A 13,637-nucleotide genomic window follows, 5' to 3' on the forward strand; every position below is an offset into this window, starting at 1 on the left:
CCATGTGGCCTTTTGGAAAGAAGACGGCAGACCGCGTCAGTGACGCGATCAAAGAAAACAAGCAGCTGAGCGGCCTGGGCCTGAACGTGCAGGAAAAGGGCGGCACCGTCACCCTGAGCGGCATCGCTCCCTCGCAGGCTCATGTGAACCTGGCCCGCATCGTGGCCGAGGGCGTGAACGGCGTGAAGTCGGTGGATGTCTCGGGCGTCAGCGTGCAGGCTCCGGCCAAGCCCAGCCAGCCCGCCGCAGCGGCCACCGGCACGGCCCAGACGGCCCAGAGCAGTGGCGGCCCTACCGTACAGACGGCCAGCACCGGCGGCAGCGACCAGGAGCTTGAGGACACCAGCCGCGTGGCCAAGGAAGTGCTGAGCGCCATTCGCGGCAACGCCGAGCTGAAGGATGACCCCATCGACGTGCTACAAAGCGGCAAGTCCGTGATTCTGCGCGGCGTGGTGGACAGCGACCACGAGCTGCGCCTGGCCGAGCAGCTGGCCCGCGGTGTCAGCGGTGTGGCCGGCGTGGACGTGAGCGGCCTGAAGGTCCACGAGGGCGCCAAGGAACTGGCGAAGGAAAAGGACGAGCAGGGCGAAACCGTCTACACCGTCAAGGCCGGCGATACCCTCAGCAAAATCGCTCAGCGCTACTACGGTGACCTGAACGCCTACCACAAGATTGCCCAGTACAACGGTATCGCCAACCCCGACCATATCGAGGTAGGCCAGAAAATCCGTATTCCCGCCTGATTCTGCCTTCAGGGCGCGGCCTCCCTGCCTGCGGGGAGGCTTTTTTGTTGCCCCTGCGGCTGCCGGCCGACCACCAGCCGCAGAGTTCATCCAAAGTAGGGTCCATCCAAAGTTGGATGCCCGGGGCCGCGCCCCTGACTACAGTGGACACATGACCCTGTCCCCCCCTCCCGGCGCCGCGCTTGCCCGCCGGCCTTCGCTGTCGCCCCTGGCAGACCTACTGCATCCGCAGACCTGGCGCACCGGCCTGTACCTGCTGCTGGCGTTGCCGTTCAGCGTACTGGTGGCCGGCCTGCTGGGTGCCGGACTTCTGAGCGGGGCGCTGACCCTGCCGCTGCTGGTGGGGTTCGTCATTCTGCCGCTGACCATGCTGACCCTGCTGGGGCTGAACGCGGCACAGCGCTGGCTGGCCGGCCTGCTGGGGCTGCGCCTTGGGCAGCCAGTTCAGGCCCCGGTGGGCGGGCCGCTCGACTGGCTCCGCTTTCAGCTGCGGCAGCCAGCGCTGTGGCGTGGAGCCGCGTTTCAGCTGGTGGCCCTGCCGCTGGCTGCGCTGTCCTGGGCCGTCATGGCTGTCGCTCTGGCACTGACACTGGCTGCCCTGACAGGAGCCGTCTGGCCGCTGCTGGGGCTGACACTGACTCTGGGTCAGCAGGGGGTGGAGCCTTCGCTGCCGGTGCAGCTGGCCTTGGGTGTGGCTGGCCTGGGCGGGCTGATGATGAGTGCGGCCCTGATTAACCTGCTGGGCCACATCTGGACCGCTCTGGCCGGAGCGCTGCTGCGCCCGGAAGACCCACTGGTCCAGGCACAGCGGGCCGTGCAGGCGCTGGGGCAGGCTGCCGGCCGGGTCGCGCTGGGTGAGGACTTGGACGTGACCTTGCAGCAGGTCACCGAGCAGGCCTGGACTGGCAGCGGCGCCTGCGGCGTGCGGCTGGACGGGCCTCAGGGTCCCAGAGCGGCTGCCGGTCAGGCCGTGGCCGCGCCGGGGTTGCTGGTCACGGCTCCGCAGGTGCAGGGCCTGGGCAAAGCAAGTGAACAGGGCGAGGTGCTGGCTTCGTTGCCGGTGCGGGTGGCGGGACTTCCCTGGGGAGCGCTGCACGCCACGTTCCCAGCCCAGCAGCCCCCCGACCCCGGCGCCCTGACGGTGCTCAGCGGCATGGCCGACCACGCCGGCACGGCCCTGCACGCCGCCCGGCTGGCCGAGCGGGCCGCTGGCCGCGCCGAGGAGGAGGAGCGTGCCCGGCTGGCCCGCGAACTGCACGACTCAGTGGCGCAGGCCCTCTACGGCATCAGCCTGGGCGCAAAGGCGGCGCGGGCCACGCTGGACACACGGCCAGAGCAGACACGGGCCAGTCTGGACTACACCATCGGGCTGGCCGAAGGCGCAGTAAGCGAGATGAAGGCGCTGCTGTTCAGCCTGCGCCCCGACGCCCTGGCCGAGGGCGGCCTGCTGGCCGCGCTGGAGCAACAGGTTCATACCCTACGCACCCGTCACGGACTGAACGTGCACACCCGCTGGGGCGAGGAGCCCCCACTTACCCCCGCCGCCCAGACCGCCGCCTACCGGATTGCGCTGGAAGCCCTGCACAACGTGGTCAAGCACGCCCACGCGCAGCAAGTCCAGGTGGAACTGGCGCAGGTGGGGGAAAGGCTTCACCTGCGCGTGCAGGATGACGGACACGGCTTTGACCAGCAGGCGGCCAGCGGGGGCACCCTGGGCCAGCGCTCCATGCGTGAGCGGGCCGCGGGGGCCGGCGGACACCTCGAAGTCCGCAGCGCTCCCGGCCAGGGCACGGCGGTGGAGCTCTGGCTGCCACTGGCACCGGAGCCAGCGACAGAACAGCCGACATCAACGGAGAAGACAGAGCTGCCCGGCACGCTCTCCCCCGTATTCCCAATTCAAGTTCACCAGGAGGCCGGCCAATGACTGTTCCTTCCCACCTTCCCTTTGCCCCCGAATCTTCCCACTCCCGCTCGCTGGGGGCACTGCTGGCACGGCTCCTGCTGGGCCTGGCCCTACTGAGCGGCGGCGGCGCGGCGGCCTGGTTTACCGTCAGCCGCGACCTGCAACCCGGCTTGACTGCCACCGATACCGTGCAGGCCGTGCCACTGGGCAGTGCCCATGCCCTGAGGGCCGAGCTGACGACCGACCGGGGGGGGCTCAGCGTCATGGAGTTGCCCGCTTCCTCGGCAAATTCTGCCACTCAGGCCGCCCGGCTGCAGGCCCACCACCGCCAGTTCAACCCCTTGCAGATGGAGGGCAAACAACAGGGCAGCACCCTGACGTTACGCGCCCAGTTGCTGGTGGACCCTGCACCGGCCCCGAATACGCTGAACCTGCAACCCGGTGGCCAGCCGGTCGAGCACCAGCTGACCGCGGGCCTGAGCGCCGCCCTGCCACTGGACCTGAGCACCCATAGCGGCGGCGGCGACCAGGCGCTGGACCTGCGCCGGCTCAGGCTCCGGTCACTGACAGCCGTCAGCCGCAGCGGCGACCAGAGGGTAATGCTACCAGCCCGCTCCCTGCAGGGCGTGGACCTCAGCAGCCGTTCGGGCACCATGAACCTGACGGCGGCCGGCGGCACCGCGCTGGATAGCCTGAAGATGGAAAGCACTTCCGGGGAGCTGCAGGCCAACCTGAGCGGGGCGCAGGTGACCCAGCTGAGCGTCGGCAGCCAGGCGGGCGACATCCAGGTGCAACTTCCGCGCCGGGTGAACGCGGTCCTCAGCAGCGAGCGGGGGGACCTGGACGTTACCCTGCCGGCCGGAGCGTCGGGACAGCTGCACCTGAACACCGAGCGGGGCAGCACCAGCCTGAATCTGCCGGAGAACACAGCCTTCCGTCTGAGCTTTCCAGAACTTGGCCCGGCGCAGGCCCGCGCCCATGCCGCCCAGCTGCCCTCCAGCCTGACCTTCACAGACGGGGCCTACCTCAGCCCCGCCGCCCGGCAGGCCAGCGGCAATGTTCCCCTGCTGGATATCGAGCTGGAACTGCCGGCCGGGGCCGACCTCACCCTGAACCTACGTCCCGCCAGCGCCAGCGACGCTGCTGCGGCAGAAGGAGACACGCAGCCATGACCTCTGAACCCGTACATCCGACCATCCCCGAGGCCGCATCTGCGGTTCCCGTCCGCGTGCTGCTGGTTGACGACCACGCCGTGGTGCGCCAGGGTCTGCGCCTGTTCCTGGGCCTGGACCCCAGCCTGGATATCGTGGGCGAGGCCAGCAACGGTGCCGAGGCGGTAGAGGCGGCCATCCGCCTGCAGCCCGACGTGATCCTGATGGACCTGCTGATGCCGGTAATGGACGGTATCGCGGCCACTGCCGAAATTCGCCGCTGCTGCCCCGGGACCGAAGTCATCGCCCTGACCTCCACGCTGGAAGAAAGCAAGGTGAACGGCGCCGTGGCGGCCGGGGCCACCTCCTACCTGCTCAAGGACGCCAGCAGCGACCTGCTGAACGAGGCCATCCACGCGGCGGCACGCGGCGAGGTGCGGCTGCACCCGCAAGCGGCGCGGCGGCTGGTGCGCGACTTCCGCGCCCCCGACATGCGCGAACACCTGACCTGCAAGGAGGTCGAGGTACTGCAGTTGATTGCCCGTGGGCTGAACAACAAGGGCATTGCCGCGCAGCTGGACATCAGTGAAACCACAGTCAAGAGCCATGTGAGCCGGCTGCTGGGCAAGCTGGAGCTGGAAAGCCGCACCCAGGCCGCGCTGTACGCGCTCAAGACCGGCCTGGCCAGCCTGGAGGAAGCCGGGGAGTCAGGGCCGTGCAATTAGGAGGCAGTCCGTCAGGCAGGATTCATTCGCCTCAGAAACGAACATGCTACTTTGCAGCCATGAATAAAGCCGCCAAGGTCCTGCTTCCCCTTTCCGCTGTTGCCGCTGTCGCTGTTGCTACCGTTGCTCCCAGCGCCCAGACTCCGGCACAGAAGGTCGGCTTTGTTGATGTGGACCGCGTGTTCGCTGCTCACCCTCAGGCCAATGCCGTAAACACCCAGGTCAAGGCCATTGAGCAAAAGGCCAACACCGAACTGGGCGGCCTGCGCCAGCAGATGATTACCATTGCCGAGAAGGGCGACAAAGCCACTGCGGCCGAGCGCCAGCAGCTGACCCAGCTGGAAACCACCTTCAACTCCAAGTTCCAGGCCTACGGCAAGCAGATTGCCCAGCAGTCGGCCCCCATCGAAACCTCGGTGGACGCCGCCATCTCCAAGGTCGCCAAGGCCAACGGCTACAGCATCGTGATGGACCGCAAGGTGGCCGCACAGGGCCTGGTGGTCTTTGCCGAGAACAACAACGACCTGACCGACGCGGTCATCAAGGAAGTCAAGTAAGCTTCGGCGTACTCGTACTCTGGTCACCCCCGCCCGGCGCGGGGGTTTTTTTTGGCTCCTGTCGGCCAGCAGACGGCAAGCAGCGCGCTGCTCCTGTGGCCCATGCTTTAGTGAGGTATGAGCGAAGAATCCTCTGCTTCTGCCTCCGCCCGCGCCGCCATTTTCGGAACCCAGGAGGACCGCATCCTGCAGCGGCTGGAAGCCCTGGACCCCGACCTGATGGCCTATATCCGCGACTTCGCCTATGACACGGTGTACGAGCGCCCCGGCCTGGACCTGAAGACCAAGGAACTGCTGGCCTGTGCCCTGCTCGCCAGCCTGGGCAGCCCCGACGAACTGAAGACCCACCTGCGCGGCGCGCTGCGGGCCGGAGCCACCGAGCAGGAGGTGCGCGAAACATTGCTGTTCTGCGTGCCCTACCTGGGATTTCCACGGGTGGTGGCCGCGTTCGGGCAGCTGGCAGACCTGCAAGCGAAGCAGGCTGGGCGGGCCGGACAGACCGGGACGCCGCAGGACCACGGCTGAAAGCAGGCCACTGTTCGGGTGGGCCAGGTCTACGTTACGGTTACACCTTGACGTTCACGATAGTCACGCCGTGCCCGCCCTGGTTGGCTTCAGCGTCATGGTAGCTTTCCACCCGCTTGTCGGTCTTGAGGTAATCACGCAGCAGGCGGCGCAACACCCCTTGTCCCTTGCCGTGCACCACCCGCAGCGGGGTCTCCTTGAGGGCGTGCGCCTCGGTAATCGCCTGGCGCAGTTCTTCTTCGGCCTCGGCCACCCCCAGGCCCCGCAGCTGGATTTCCCGGTCGAACGCCCGCTTACGGACCGTGCCGGTAAAGCGGGGACCGCCGCCCCTTTGCTTTTCGGGCTGCTTGAGGCGCACGTCGCGGCGGCGCACCGACACCTTCATCAGGCCCAGCTGCACCACCAACTGGTCACCGCGCATTTCCAGCACCTGCCCCGAGGCGCCGTAGGCGGGCACGGTCACGTCGCTGCCCACCTGGATGGGGTCGCCGCGCACCTCTTCCTGCACGCGGGGCTTGGGGCGGGCCTTTTGGGCGGCGTGGCGCAGGCCCTGCAGTTCCTGCATAACGCGGGGGCGGGCTTCGGCGTCCTGAGCGCGGCGGCGCATCCGGCGCACATTCTCGGCGGCGTCTGCGTACAGGGCGTCGGCTTTCTGGACGGCCTCGGCCAGCAGTTCGTCACGGCGCTGCTCCAGTTCGTCGCGGTCGCGGCGGGCTTTGGCCAGGGCGGCTTCCGTTTCGCGGCGGGCGGCGTCTGCGGCTTCCAGCTGAGCGGCCAGTTCACGGCGCTCCTGCTCGATACCGGCCAGCATCCGCTCCATCAGGTTGGCTTCCGGCCCCAGCACCTCCTCGGCGCGGCGGAGCACCCCCGCCGGCAAGCCCATGCGTCCGGCAATCGCCAGCGCGTAGGAGCGGCCCGGCTGCCCGACCTGCAAGCGGTAGGTCGGCGACAATGTGGACACCTCAAAGCCCATGCTGGCGTTTTTCAGGCCCGGCGTTTCCAGGGCGAACAGCTTGAGTGGAGCAAGGTGCGAGGTGATGATGCCGCGTGCGTCACGCTCCAGCAGCCCTTCGATGATGGCCTGCGAGAGTGCGGCGCCCTCTTCCGGGTCGGTGCCGCTGCCCAGCTCGTCTACCAAAATCAGGGTGCCGGGGCCGGCTTCGTCCAGCACGTCCCGCAGGTGCTTGAGGTGGCTGGCGAAGGTACTCAGGCTGGCCTCGATGCTCTGCTCATCCCCGATGTCCACCAGCACGTCCCGCACCACCGGCAGCTCGGCGTGGTCGGCGGCCACGTACATGCCGCACTGGTTCATCAGCACGGCCAGGCCCAAGGTCTTGAGGGTCACGGTCTTGCCGCCCATGTTGGGGCCGGTAATCAGCAGCAGCCGGGTCTCGCCCAGGGCGAGGTCGTTGGCGACGGCCCCCTCAATCAGCGGGTGCCGGGCGGCCCGCAGGTCGTACACGCCGGCCGGCGACGGCTGGGCGCGGTTCAGGCGCCAGTCGCGGGCCAGCGCGGCCTTGGCGGCAATCAGGTCCAGCTGAGCGATGGTGTCCAGCGTCATGGGCACAGCGGCGTCACGGGCCAGCAGCCCCGACAGCTCGGTCAGGATGCGCCGCACCTCGGCTTCCTCGTCCAGGCGCAGGCGGGTGAGTTCGTTGTTGAGCTGCGTGACGGCCGCCGGCTCCACAAAGTAGGTCTGCCCAGTGGCCGAGGCGTCCACGATGATGCCGTCCACCTGCCCCACCCGGCTGGCCTGCACCGGTAGCACGTAACGGTCGCGGCGCAGCGTGACGATGTTTTCCTGCAGCACGTCGGCCCAGCGTTCCAAGCTGGCCTGCAAGCGGTCACGGATGCGGCCCCGCAACGGCTCGATGCGGTGGCGCAGGTCACGCAGGCGGGGGCTGGCGTCGTCGCGCAGTTCGCCCTCGCGGGTCAGCGCGGACAGGTAGCGGCTGACCAGCTCGGAGTGGTCGCCCAGGCCCAGTGCGACCTCGCGCAGGGCGCCGCGTGAGTTGGCATGGATGGCGCGGCGCACGGTCATCGCGCCGTCCAACGAGTAGGCCACCTGGAGCAGTTCGCTGCCGGACAGCACCCGGCCCTCGGCAGCGCGGGCCTGCACTTCCCGGATATCGAAGATGCCGCCCAGCGACAGGCTGACCCCGAACAGGGCGTCTTCGACCTCATCCAGTTCGCGGGCGATACGCTCCGGGTCGTCGCTGGGGCGCAGGGCCAGGCAGCGCTCCACACCCAGCCCCGTCGCAGCACGCTGCGCGAGCGCCGAACGGACACGGGGGAAATCCAGGGCTTCCAGGGCAGCGTCAGCAAACATCGCCCGGTATCTTAGCAGCGCCTCTGCTCAGGCGGCTGTGCCAAATAGCCTATTCGCGCCCTGTCGCCCTATTCCCCTTCGGGGTCGTAGCCTTCAAGCACCTCGGGGCGCAGCAGGTGCAGCCGGCCTTCACTCACCCGGATAATGCCCTGCTTCTGGAACCGCTTGAGCACCCGCGACACCGTCTCGCGGCTGGCCGAAAGCCGCACCATCAGGTCGCTATGGGTGAGCGGCAGCGCCGCCGCCTCGGGCACACCTGCCTGCACGCGCTGGCGGTAGAGGTTGCGCATCACATGGGCCAGCGCGGCGTCGGTGGAATGGCCGCAGGCAATCAGTTCATCGTTCAGGTCGCGCACTCTCGCCGCGAGGATATGGGCCAGGTTCCACAGGAGCCTGGGGTCGCGCCGGGCAATCATTTCCAGGTGCGGCCGGTGCAGGGCCAGCGTGCTGCTGGGCAGGGTCGCGGTCACGGTGGCGCTCCGTTCACCGCCCAGCAGCAGGGCACTTTCACCCACCAGATTGGGAGCGTACAGCTCGCTAACCGTGCGCTCCAGCTGTCCGGTGCCCAGCCGGCTGACCCTCACCGCGCCGGAGGTGAGCAGATGCAGCAGTTCGCCGCCCCGGTCCTGAGACAGCAGCACTTCACCTTCTTCAAAGTGATACGGCACGGCCACGCGGCCCGCTTCCCGGATGGTTTCTTCCGTCACACCGCCGAAAAGAGGATTCTCACGCAACTGGTCCTGTGGATTCATGGACTCAATCTAACGTTACAGACTCAACTTTTTCGAGGACGGCTCAGGGACTGCTCTGCGGCGCAGTCTGGGGAAGCTGCTGCAACTGCTCGCGGGCCTGGTCCAGCGCACGTTGCAGCTCGTCGGCGGCCTGGTCACTGCCCCTCTCCAGGGTGTCACGCAGGCCCTGCTCGGCGGCACGCTGAGTCTCCTCCCAGGCGCGGGCGGCCTCATCCTGCACGCCCCTGAGGTCCGGCAGCGGTACCTGCTCCTGAGGCAACTGCTCCTGGGGCAACTGCTGTGCTGGCTCCTGGGGCAGGGGCGGTATCTGGGAAGGGTCGGGGGACGCCTCAGGCGTAGGCGCAGCGGAGTCCTGGGGCACGGTTGGCTGCGGCTCACTTGGCTGCGCCACAGGTGGCTGTGTCATGGGCGTCTGGGGCGCAGCCACCGGCACCTCCGGCGGGTCAGCAGGGGCGGACGTGGGCGCGGGCGGGCGGGACGGCTGAGAAGAGCGGGGCGGCGGTGCAGGAACAGTCGCCGCCGGGGCCGTAGGAGACGGTGCAGACGACCGGCCGGCCGGCGCACCAGGCGTCTGGAGCTTCTCGCTGAGAAAAGCCATCTCCACCCGCCGCACAGTGGCGAAGGTGATGCCCTGCGGCACCGGGAAGTCCCCGGGCTTGCGGCCGGCCAGCTGGCCCCGCGCCGCACGCTGCCAGATGGGCGTGGGCACGGTGCCGCTGTAGGCCCAGGCCGGCAGCGGCTGATTGTCCTCGCGGCCCACCCACACGGCGCCGGCCACCCCCGGCGCCACCCCGGCAAACCACAGGTCGCGGATGTCGTTGGTGGTGCCGGTCTTGCCACCGACCGGCCAGCCTTCAATTCGGGCGCGGGTCGCCAGGCCGCCTTGGGCTTCCGAGAGGTCGTTCACCACACCTTTCAGCATGTCCAGCCCCAGGTAGGCGGTGCGCTCGTCCCACACCCGCACTGCCGGCACTTCCGGGCGCTGATAAATTACCTTGCCGTGCTCGTCCACGACCTGCCGCACGAAGCTGGCCGGGCGGTACAGCCCACCATTGGCGAAAGCCGCGTAGGCCGATGCCAGCTGCAAGGGGCTGGCTTCCAGCGTCCCGATGCTGAGGCTGAGGCCCAGGTCCGGCTGCACCTGAAAGCCCAGCTCGGTCAGCTTGCCTTCCAGTTCGCCCACGCCCACCTCCTGCGCCAGCCGCACGGTAGGCAGGTTCAGCGAGTGGTCCAGGGCGTAGCGCAGCGTGACCGGGTAGCCCAGCCAGCGGCCGTCGTAGTTTTTGGGCTGGTACTCGCCCTGCAGCGGGGCGTCCAGCACCGTGTCGCTCTGCTGCCAGCCCTGCGACAGTGCCAGGGTGTACACAAACGGCTTGACAGAACTGCCCACCTGCCGGCGCGACTGCGTGGCGTTGTCCCAGTCGGCAGGGCGGCCGGCGTCCAGCTGCTGGCCCACCATCGCCGTGACTTCCCCAGTCTGCGGGTCCACGAAAGCCATGCCCAGGGTGGCCCCTTCCGGCAGCTCGGCCTCGCGGGCGGCCTGTTCGGCGGCCCGCTGGGCGTCCAGGTCCAGCCCGGTCACGATTTTGGCGCTGGCGTAGGCCTCCTTACGGCCCAGCTGCGCGACCAGTTCACGCTCCACCGCTTGCAGGTAGTGAAAGGCGACCTGCGGGGCCTGAGCGGGCAGGTTCTCTTCCAGGCGGGCCGGGTTCTCCAGCCGCGCACTGCGCACGGTGCCGTCGGCATTCCAGCCGATGCGCCAGCCCGCCGGGTAGATGGGCGTGCGCCAGGCCTGGTCCGCCTGCGCCTGGGTCACGGTGCCGTCTTCCACCATCCGGTCCAGCAGAATGCGGGTCAGCGGCCGGAACTCCTCGAACTTCTGGTAGCGCGAGTTCGGCGCGGGAATCAGCACGGCCAGGTAGGCGCTTTCGGCCAGGTTCAGCTCGGCGGCCGACTTGCCGAAATAGGCGTGCGCTGCCTGATCAATCCCCACGATGGAGCGCCGCTGGGTCTTGCCCCAGTACACCACGTTCAGGTAAGCCGCCAGAATCTGGTTCTTGGAAAAGTTTTTTTCTACCCGGTAGGCCAGCACGGCTTCCTTGAACTTGCGCTCCAGTGTGCGCTCAGAGTTCATGTCGCCCAGCAGGGTGTTTTTGACCAACTGCTGGGTGATGGAACTGCCGCCTTCCAGGTCGCCCAGAAACAGACCCTTGAGCAGACCACGGCCGATCCCCACCATGTCCAGGCCCCGGTGGGAGTTGAAGCGCCTATCCTCGCTGCTGACCACCGCCTTACGCAGCGGCTGGCTGATTTCACCGAGCTCCAGCAGCTCGCCGCTGGCCAGCGCTCCACTGCTGAGGCTGGGCGTCAGCACACCAATCAGGCGGTTCTTGCGGTCGTAGACACGGGTTTCACCGCCCAGGGCCAGCAGGTCCACGTCCCCTATGCTGGGCAGGTCGCGGGTCCAGACGACGTACAGCACGCCCACCCCCGCCAGAGCCAAGAGCAGGGCGGCGGCCAGAAAACCTAGAAGGGGGCGGAGCAGGGCAGAGCGCATGCCTCACCAGCTTAGCCCTTCCCGGTGAGAGCTGGGGGGAAAGGCCCGGAGCTGGACCACCGGGACCGCCCAAGACCACAAAAAAGCCACCCGGGCGGGTGACCTTTCGGGAAAATCTGTCGCCGTTCAGGCGCGGGTGCGGCGCAGCTCGTCGCGAATTTCGGCCAGCAGCTTTTCCTCGTTGCTGGGCTCGGCCACGGCGGGCTTGTCGGTGCGCTTGAGGCGCTCATTCAGGTGGTTCATGGGCTGCACCACGAAGAAGTACAGCACAGCGGCCGTCAGCAGGAAGTTGATCAGCGAGGTGATAAAGGAGCCGTAGTCCAGCACGATGGCCTCCTGTGCGCCTTGAGCTGCCCGCAGCACGATGGTGCCGGCCACGTCGCCGCCGCCCACCAAGCGGACCAGAGGGTCCAGGAATGCCTTGGTAAAGGCCTCCACCAGCCCGTTGAAGGCGGCGCCGATGACCACACCGACCGCCAGGTCCACCACATTGCCACGCATAATGAAATCTCGAAATCCAGAAAGCATAAAGCGGAATATGTCACATTTTCCTTGGCTTGGATGTGAGCTGAGAAAGAATCGTCACATTCGCATATTCTGTTCTCCGTCGCAGCTCTTCCAACAGACGCGTCCCCTCACCTCCACATATGCGGAGCAGGGGGACGCGCGGGCGCGAGTGGATTAAGCGCGGCCGCGCTCTTCCTTGACGGCGTGGGCGCTCATGCCCCACTGCGGGCCGCTGCTCTGGGCGCCTTCCAGAATGACGCGGGCCAGCTCGCCCAGGGTGGAGCCGCCGGCACGGATGTCCATCTTCAGGTCGGCGCGCAGTTCGGTGAGGCTCAGGTCGTCCAGCATCAGCTCGGTGCCGTAGCGCAGCGTGGTGGGCGGCACCAGCAGCAGGTCGGCTTCGCCTGGCTGGATGCCGTGGCGAAAGCAGCGGCCGGTCAGCAGGCCTGCCACACTGGTCACTTCGCCGAAGGTGACGTTGCGAATGGCGCGCACTTCCAACTCCAGGCCTCCGATGGCCCGCAGCGGCTCTACGGCGCGGTCCAGCGTTTCAGCGAACAGGCTGCCGGTGCCCAGAATCACTTTCATCGGCTGCGGCAGGGCGGCAGGCAGGTCTGCCGGAATCCCTTCGGTCAGGAAATCGCGCACCATGCCCACGCCGTTTTCCAGCATCGGGAAACCTTCGTACTCCTCTTCGCTGGGCAGCGGCTCACCGGCCAGCAGATAGAACTCGTCGCTGGGAAAGACGAAGCGGGTGCCCTTCTCCGCCAGGAAACGCCGGCGCCACACGTTCAGGCGGGCCAGGGTGTCGCGGGCTTCCTCGCGGGTAAAGGTACGCACGTCGGCCAGGTTCTTGCGGTGCCCGGTCAGCCCGATAGGCACCACCGCCGCCGAAATCACGTTGGGGCGGCTGGCGAGGTACTCCACCGTGCCGTCCAGCTCCTCGCGGTCGTTGCGCTCCGGCAGCAGCACCACCTGGGTATACAGGTCAATGTCGCTCAGGCGCTCAATCATGTGCTTGATGTCCACCGAGGCCTCGTCCTTTACCTTCAGCTTCCACCAGTTCATCATGTCCTGGCGCAGGTCCTGGTTGGTGGTGTGCACCGACACGTACAGCGGCGAGAGATTCTCGTCCAGAATGCGCTGCACATCGGCTTCCGACAGGTTGGTCATCGTCACGAACGACCCGAACAGGAACGACAGCCGGTAGTCGTCGTCCATGATGTACAGGCTCTTGCGAAACCCCTTGGGCATCTGGTGCACGTAGCAAAAGTCACACTTGTTGGCGCACTTCTTGATGCCGTCGAACAGCACGTCCTCGAACTCGATTCCCGGGTCTTCCCAGCTGACGGTGAAGGTCCAGACCTGCTCGAACTCGGGCAGCGGGGGCTGTCCTACCGGGCGCCAGGTCTTGTCGCGCCCGATGCCGGGCATCCCGAACGGCGCCGGCTGCAGCTCGGCGGGGCGGCCCAGCTCCAGTTCCACGTCGCCTTCGGTAAGGATGCGGCGGTAGGCCAGCACGTCGGTCACGGCTTGGCCATTCATCCGCAGCAGCATGTCGCCGGGGCGTACACCGGCCTGTTCGGCCGCGCCGCCCGGCTCGACCGCCTTGATGCGGGCAGGGAAAATTTCAGTTTCCGGCATGGGTCGTTGGGTCTGAGCCGTCATGGTAGGGCTCCTTTCGGGAGTCTGGGCAGAGGGTATGGGGGCGCAGGACAGCCACGCTCCAAACAGCAGGCCCGCAACATCTTCCGGGTCTGCTCGCCGGGCTCCGGGTCAGCCGTTCAGACACATGCGGGCAGGGCCGGAGCGGAGAGAAGCGGGAGGCGGAGGGAGCCTCGCCAGCCGCAAGGGGGGGGGCTGGCCGCCCTGGTCAGGCCGCCTGCTT

The 13,637-nt window shown here is 67.7% G+C and carries 11 protein-coding genes; 6 read left to right on the forward strand and 5 right to left on the reverse strand.

Annotation, left to right across the window (positions count from 1 at the left end):
- Positions 1-2 precede the first annotated feature (2 nt).
- The 6 genes from DEIPR_RS05900 to DEIPR_RS05925 all read left to right on the forward strand — a co-directional run bounded on the left by DEIPR_RS05900 (position 3) and on the right by DEIPR_RS05925 (position 5,604).
- Positions 3-743 (forward strand): BON domain-containing protein, encoded by a 741-nt coding sequence (locus tag DEIPR_RS05900; protein WP_013614925.1) that lies wholly within the window; start codon positions 3-5, stop codon positions 741-743.
- 151 nt (positions 744-894) lie between these two features.
- Positions 895-2,667: a sensor histidine kinase gene (locus tag DEIPR_RS05905; RefSeq protein WP_013614926.1), complete on the forward strand. Its 1,773-nt coding sequence runs from the start codon at positions 895-897 to the stop codon at positions 2,665-2,667.
- Positions 2,664-3,818, forward strand: a complete 1,155-nt coding sequence (locus DEIPR_RS05910; protein WP_013614927.1) for a DUF4097 family beta strand repeat-containing protein — start codon at positions 2,664-2,666, stop codon at positions 3,816-3,818. Before DEIPR_RS05905 ends, DEIPR_RS05910 begins: the two co-directional genes overlap by 4 nt.
- Positions 3,815-4,522 (forward strand): response regulator, encoded by a 708-nt coding sequence (locus tag DEIPR_RS05915; protein ID WP_013614928.1) that lies wholly within the window; start codon positions 3,815-3,817, stop codon positions 4,520-4,522. Before DEIPR_RS05910 ends, DEIPR_RS05915 begins: the two co-directional genes overlap by 4 nt.
- A gap of 59 nt (positions 4,523-4,581) precedes the next feature.
- Positions 4,582-5,079 carry an OmpH/Skp family outer membrane protein gene (locus DEIPR_RS05920; protein ID WP_013614929.1) on the forward strand — a complete coding sequence of 166 codons (498 nt, stop codon included), beginning with the start codon at positions 4,582-4,584 and terminating at the stop codon, positions 5,077-5,079.
- A gap of 117 nt (positions 5,080-5,196) precedes the next feature.
- Positions 5,197-5,604 (forward strand): carboxymuconolactone decarboxylase family protein, encoded by a 408-nt coding sequence (locus DEIPR_RS05925; protein ID WP_013614930.1) that lies wholly within the window; start codon positions 5,197-5,199, stop codon positions 5,602-5,604.
- Positions 5,605-5,644: 40 nt separating this feature from the next.
- Here the strand turns inward: DEIPR_RS05925 and DEIPR_RS05930 are convergent, their stop codons facing one another.
- From DEIPR_RS05930 to DEIPR_RS05950, 5 genes are all read right to left on the reverse strand, one after another.
- Positions 5,645-7,933, reverse strand: a complete 2,289-nt coding sequence (locus DEIPR_RS05930; RefSeq protein ID WP_013614931.1) for an endonuclease MutS2 — start codon at positions 7,931-7,933, stop codon at positions 5,645-5,647.
- 68 nt (positions 7,934-8,001) lie between these two features.
- Complete coding sequence (locus tag DEIPR_RS05935; protein ID WP_013614932.1) at positions 8,002-8,685, reverse strand: Crp/Fnr family transcriptional regulator; 684 nt, start codon at positions 8,683-8,685, stop codon at positions 8,002-8,004.
- A 43-nt stretch (positions 8,686-8,728) separates the two neighbouring features.
- Positions 8,729-11,242 (reverse strand): transglycosylase domain-containing protein, encoded by a 2,514-nt coding sequence (locus DEIPR_RS05940; RefSeq protein WP_013614933.1) that lies wholly within the window; start codon positions 11,240-11,242, stop codon positions 8,729-8,731.
- 126 nt (positions 11,243-11,368) lie between these two features.
- Positions 11,369-11,770 (reverse strand): large conductance mechanosensitive channel protein MscL, encoded by a 402-nt coding sequence (gene mscL, locus DEIPR_RS05945; RefSeq protein ID WP_013614934.1) that lies wholly within the window; start codon positions 11,768-11,770, stop codon positions 11,369-11,371.
- 153 nt (positions 11,771-11,923) lie between these two features.
- Positions 11,924-13,417 (reverse strand): DUF512 domain-containing protein, encoded by a 1,494-nt coding sequence (locus DEIPR_RS05950; protein ID WP_013614935.1) that lies wholly within the window; start codon positions 13,415-13,417, stop codon positions 11,924-11,926.
- Between the last annotated feature and the right edge of the window lie 220 nt (positions 13,418-13,637).

The organism is Deinococcus proteolyticus MRP (genome assembly GCF_000190555.1).
Lineage (GTDB): Bacteria > Deinococcota > Deinococci > Deinococcales > Deinococcaceae > Deinococcus > Deinococcus proteolyticus.

Excerpts from the sequence above, each read along its gene's own strand:
- DEIPR_RS05910 (WP_013614927.1), top strand. The coding sequence starts at position 2,664 with ATGACTGTTCCTTCCCACCTTCCCTTTGCCCCCGAATCTTCCCACTCC.
- DEIPR_RS05925 (WP_013614930.1), top strand. The coding sequence starts at position 5,197 with ATGAGCGAAGAATCCTCTGCTTCTGCCTCCGCCCGCGCCGCCATTTTC.
- DEIPR_RS05905 (WP_013614926.1), top strand. The coding sequence starts at position 895 with ATGACCCTGTCCCCCCCTCCCGGCGCCGCGCTTGCCCGCCGGCCTTCG.
- DEIPR_RS05900 (WP_013614925.1), top strand. The coding sequence starts at position 3 with ATGTGGCCTTTTGGAAAGAAGACGGCAGACCGCGTCAGTGACGCGATC.
- DEIPR_RS05915 (WP_013614928.1), top strand. The coding sequence starts at position 3,815 with ATGACCTCTGAACCCGTACATCCGACCATCCCCGAGGCCGCATCTGCG.
- DEIPR_RS05940 (WP_013614933.1), bottom strand. The coding sequence starts at position 11,242 with ATGCGCTCTGCCCTGCTCCGCCCCCTTCTAGGTTTTCTGGCCGCCGCC.
- DEIPR_RS05935 (WP_013614932.1), bottom strand. The coding sequence starts at position 8,685 with ATGAATCCACAGGACCAGTTGCGTGAGAATCCTCTTTTCGGCGGTGTG.
- DEIPR_RS05950 (WP_013614935.1), bottom strand. The coding sequence starts at position 13,417 with ATGACGGCTCAGACCCAACGACCCATGCCGGAAACTGAAATTTTCCCT.
- DEIPR_RS05920 (WP_013614929.1), top strand. The coding sequence starts at position 4,582 with ATGAATAAAGCCGCCAAGGTCCTGCTTCCCCTTTCCGCTGTTGCCGCT.
- mscL (WP_013614934.1), bottom strand. The coding sequence starts at position 11,770 with ATGCTTTCTGGATTTCGAGATTTCATTATGCGTGGCAATGTGGTGGAC.
- DEIPR_RS05930 (WP_013614931.1), bottom strand. The coding sequence starts at position 7,933 with ATGTTTGCTGACGCTGCCCTGGAAGCCCTGGATTTCCCCCGTGTCCGT.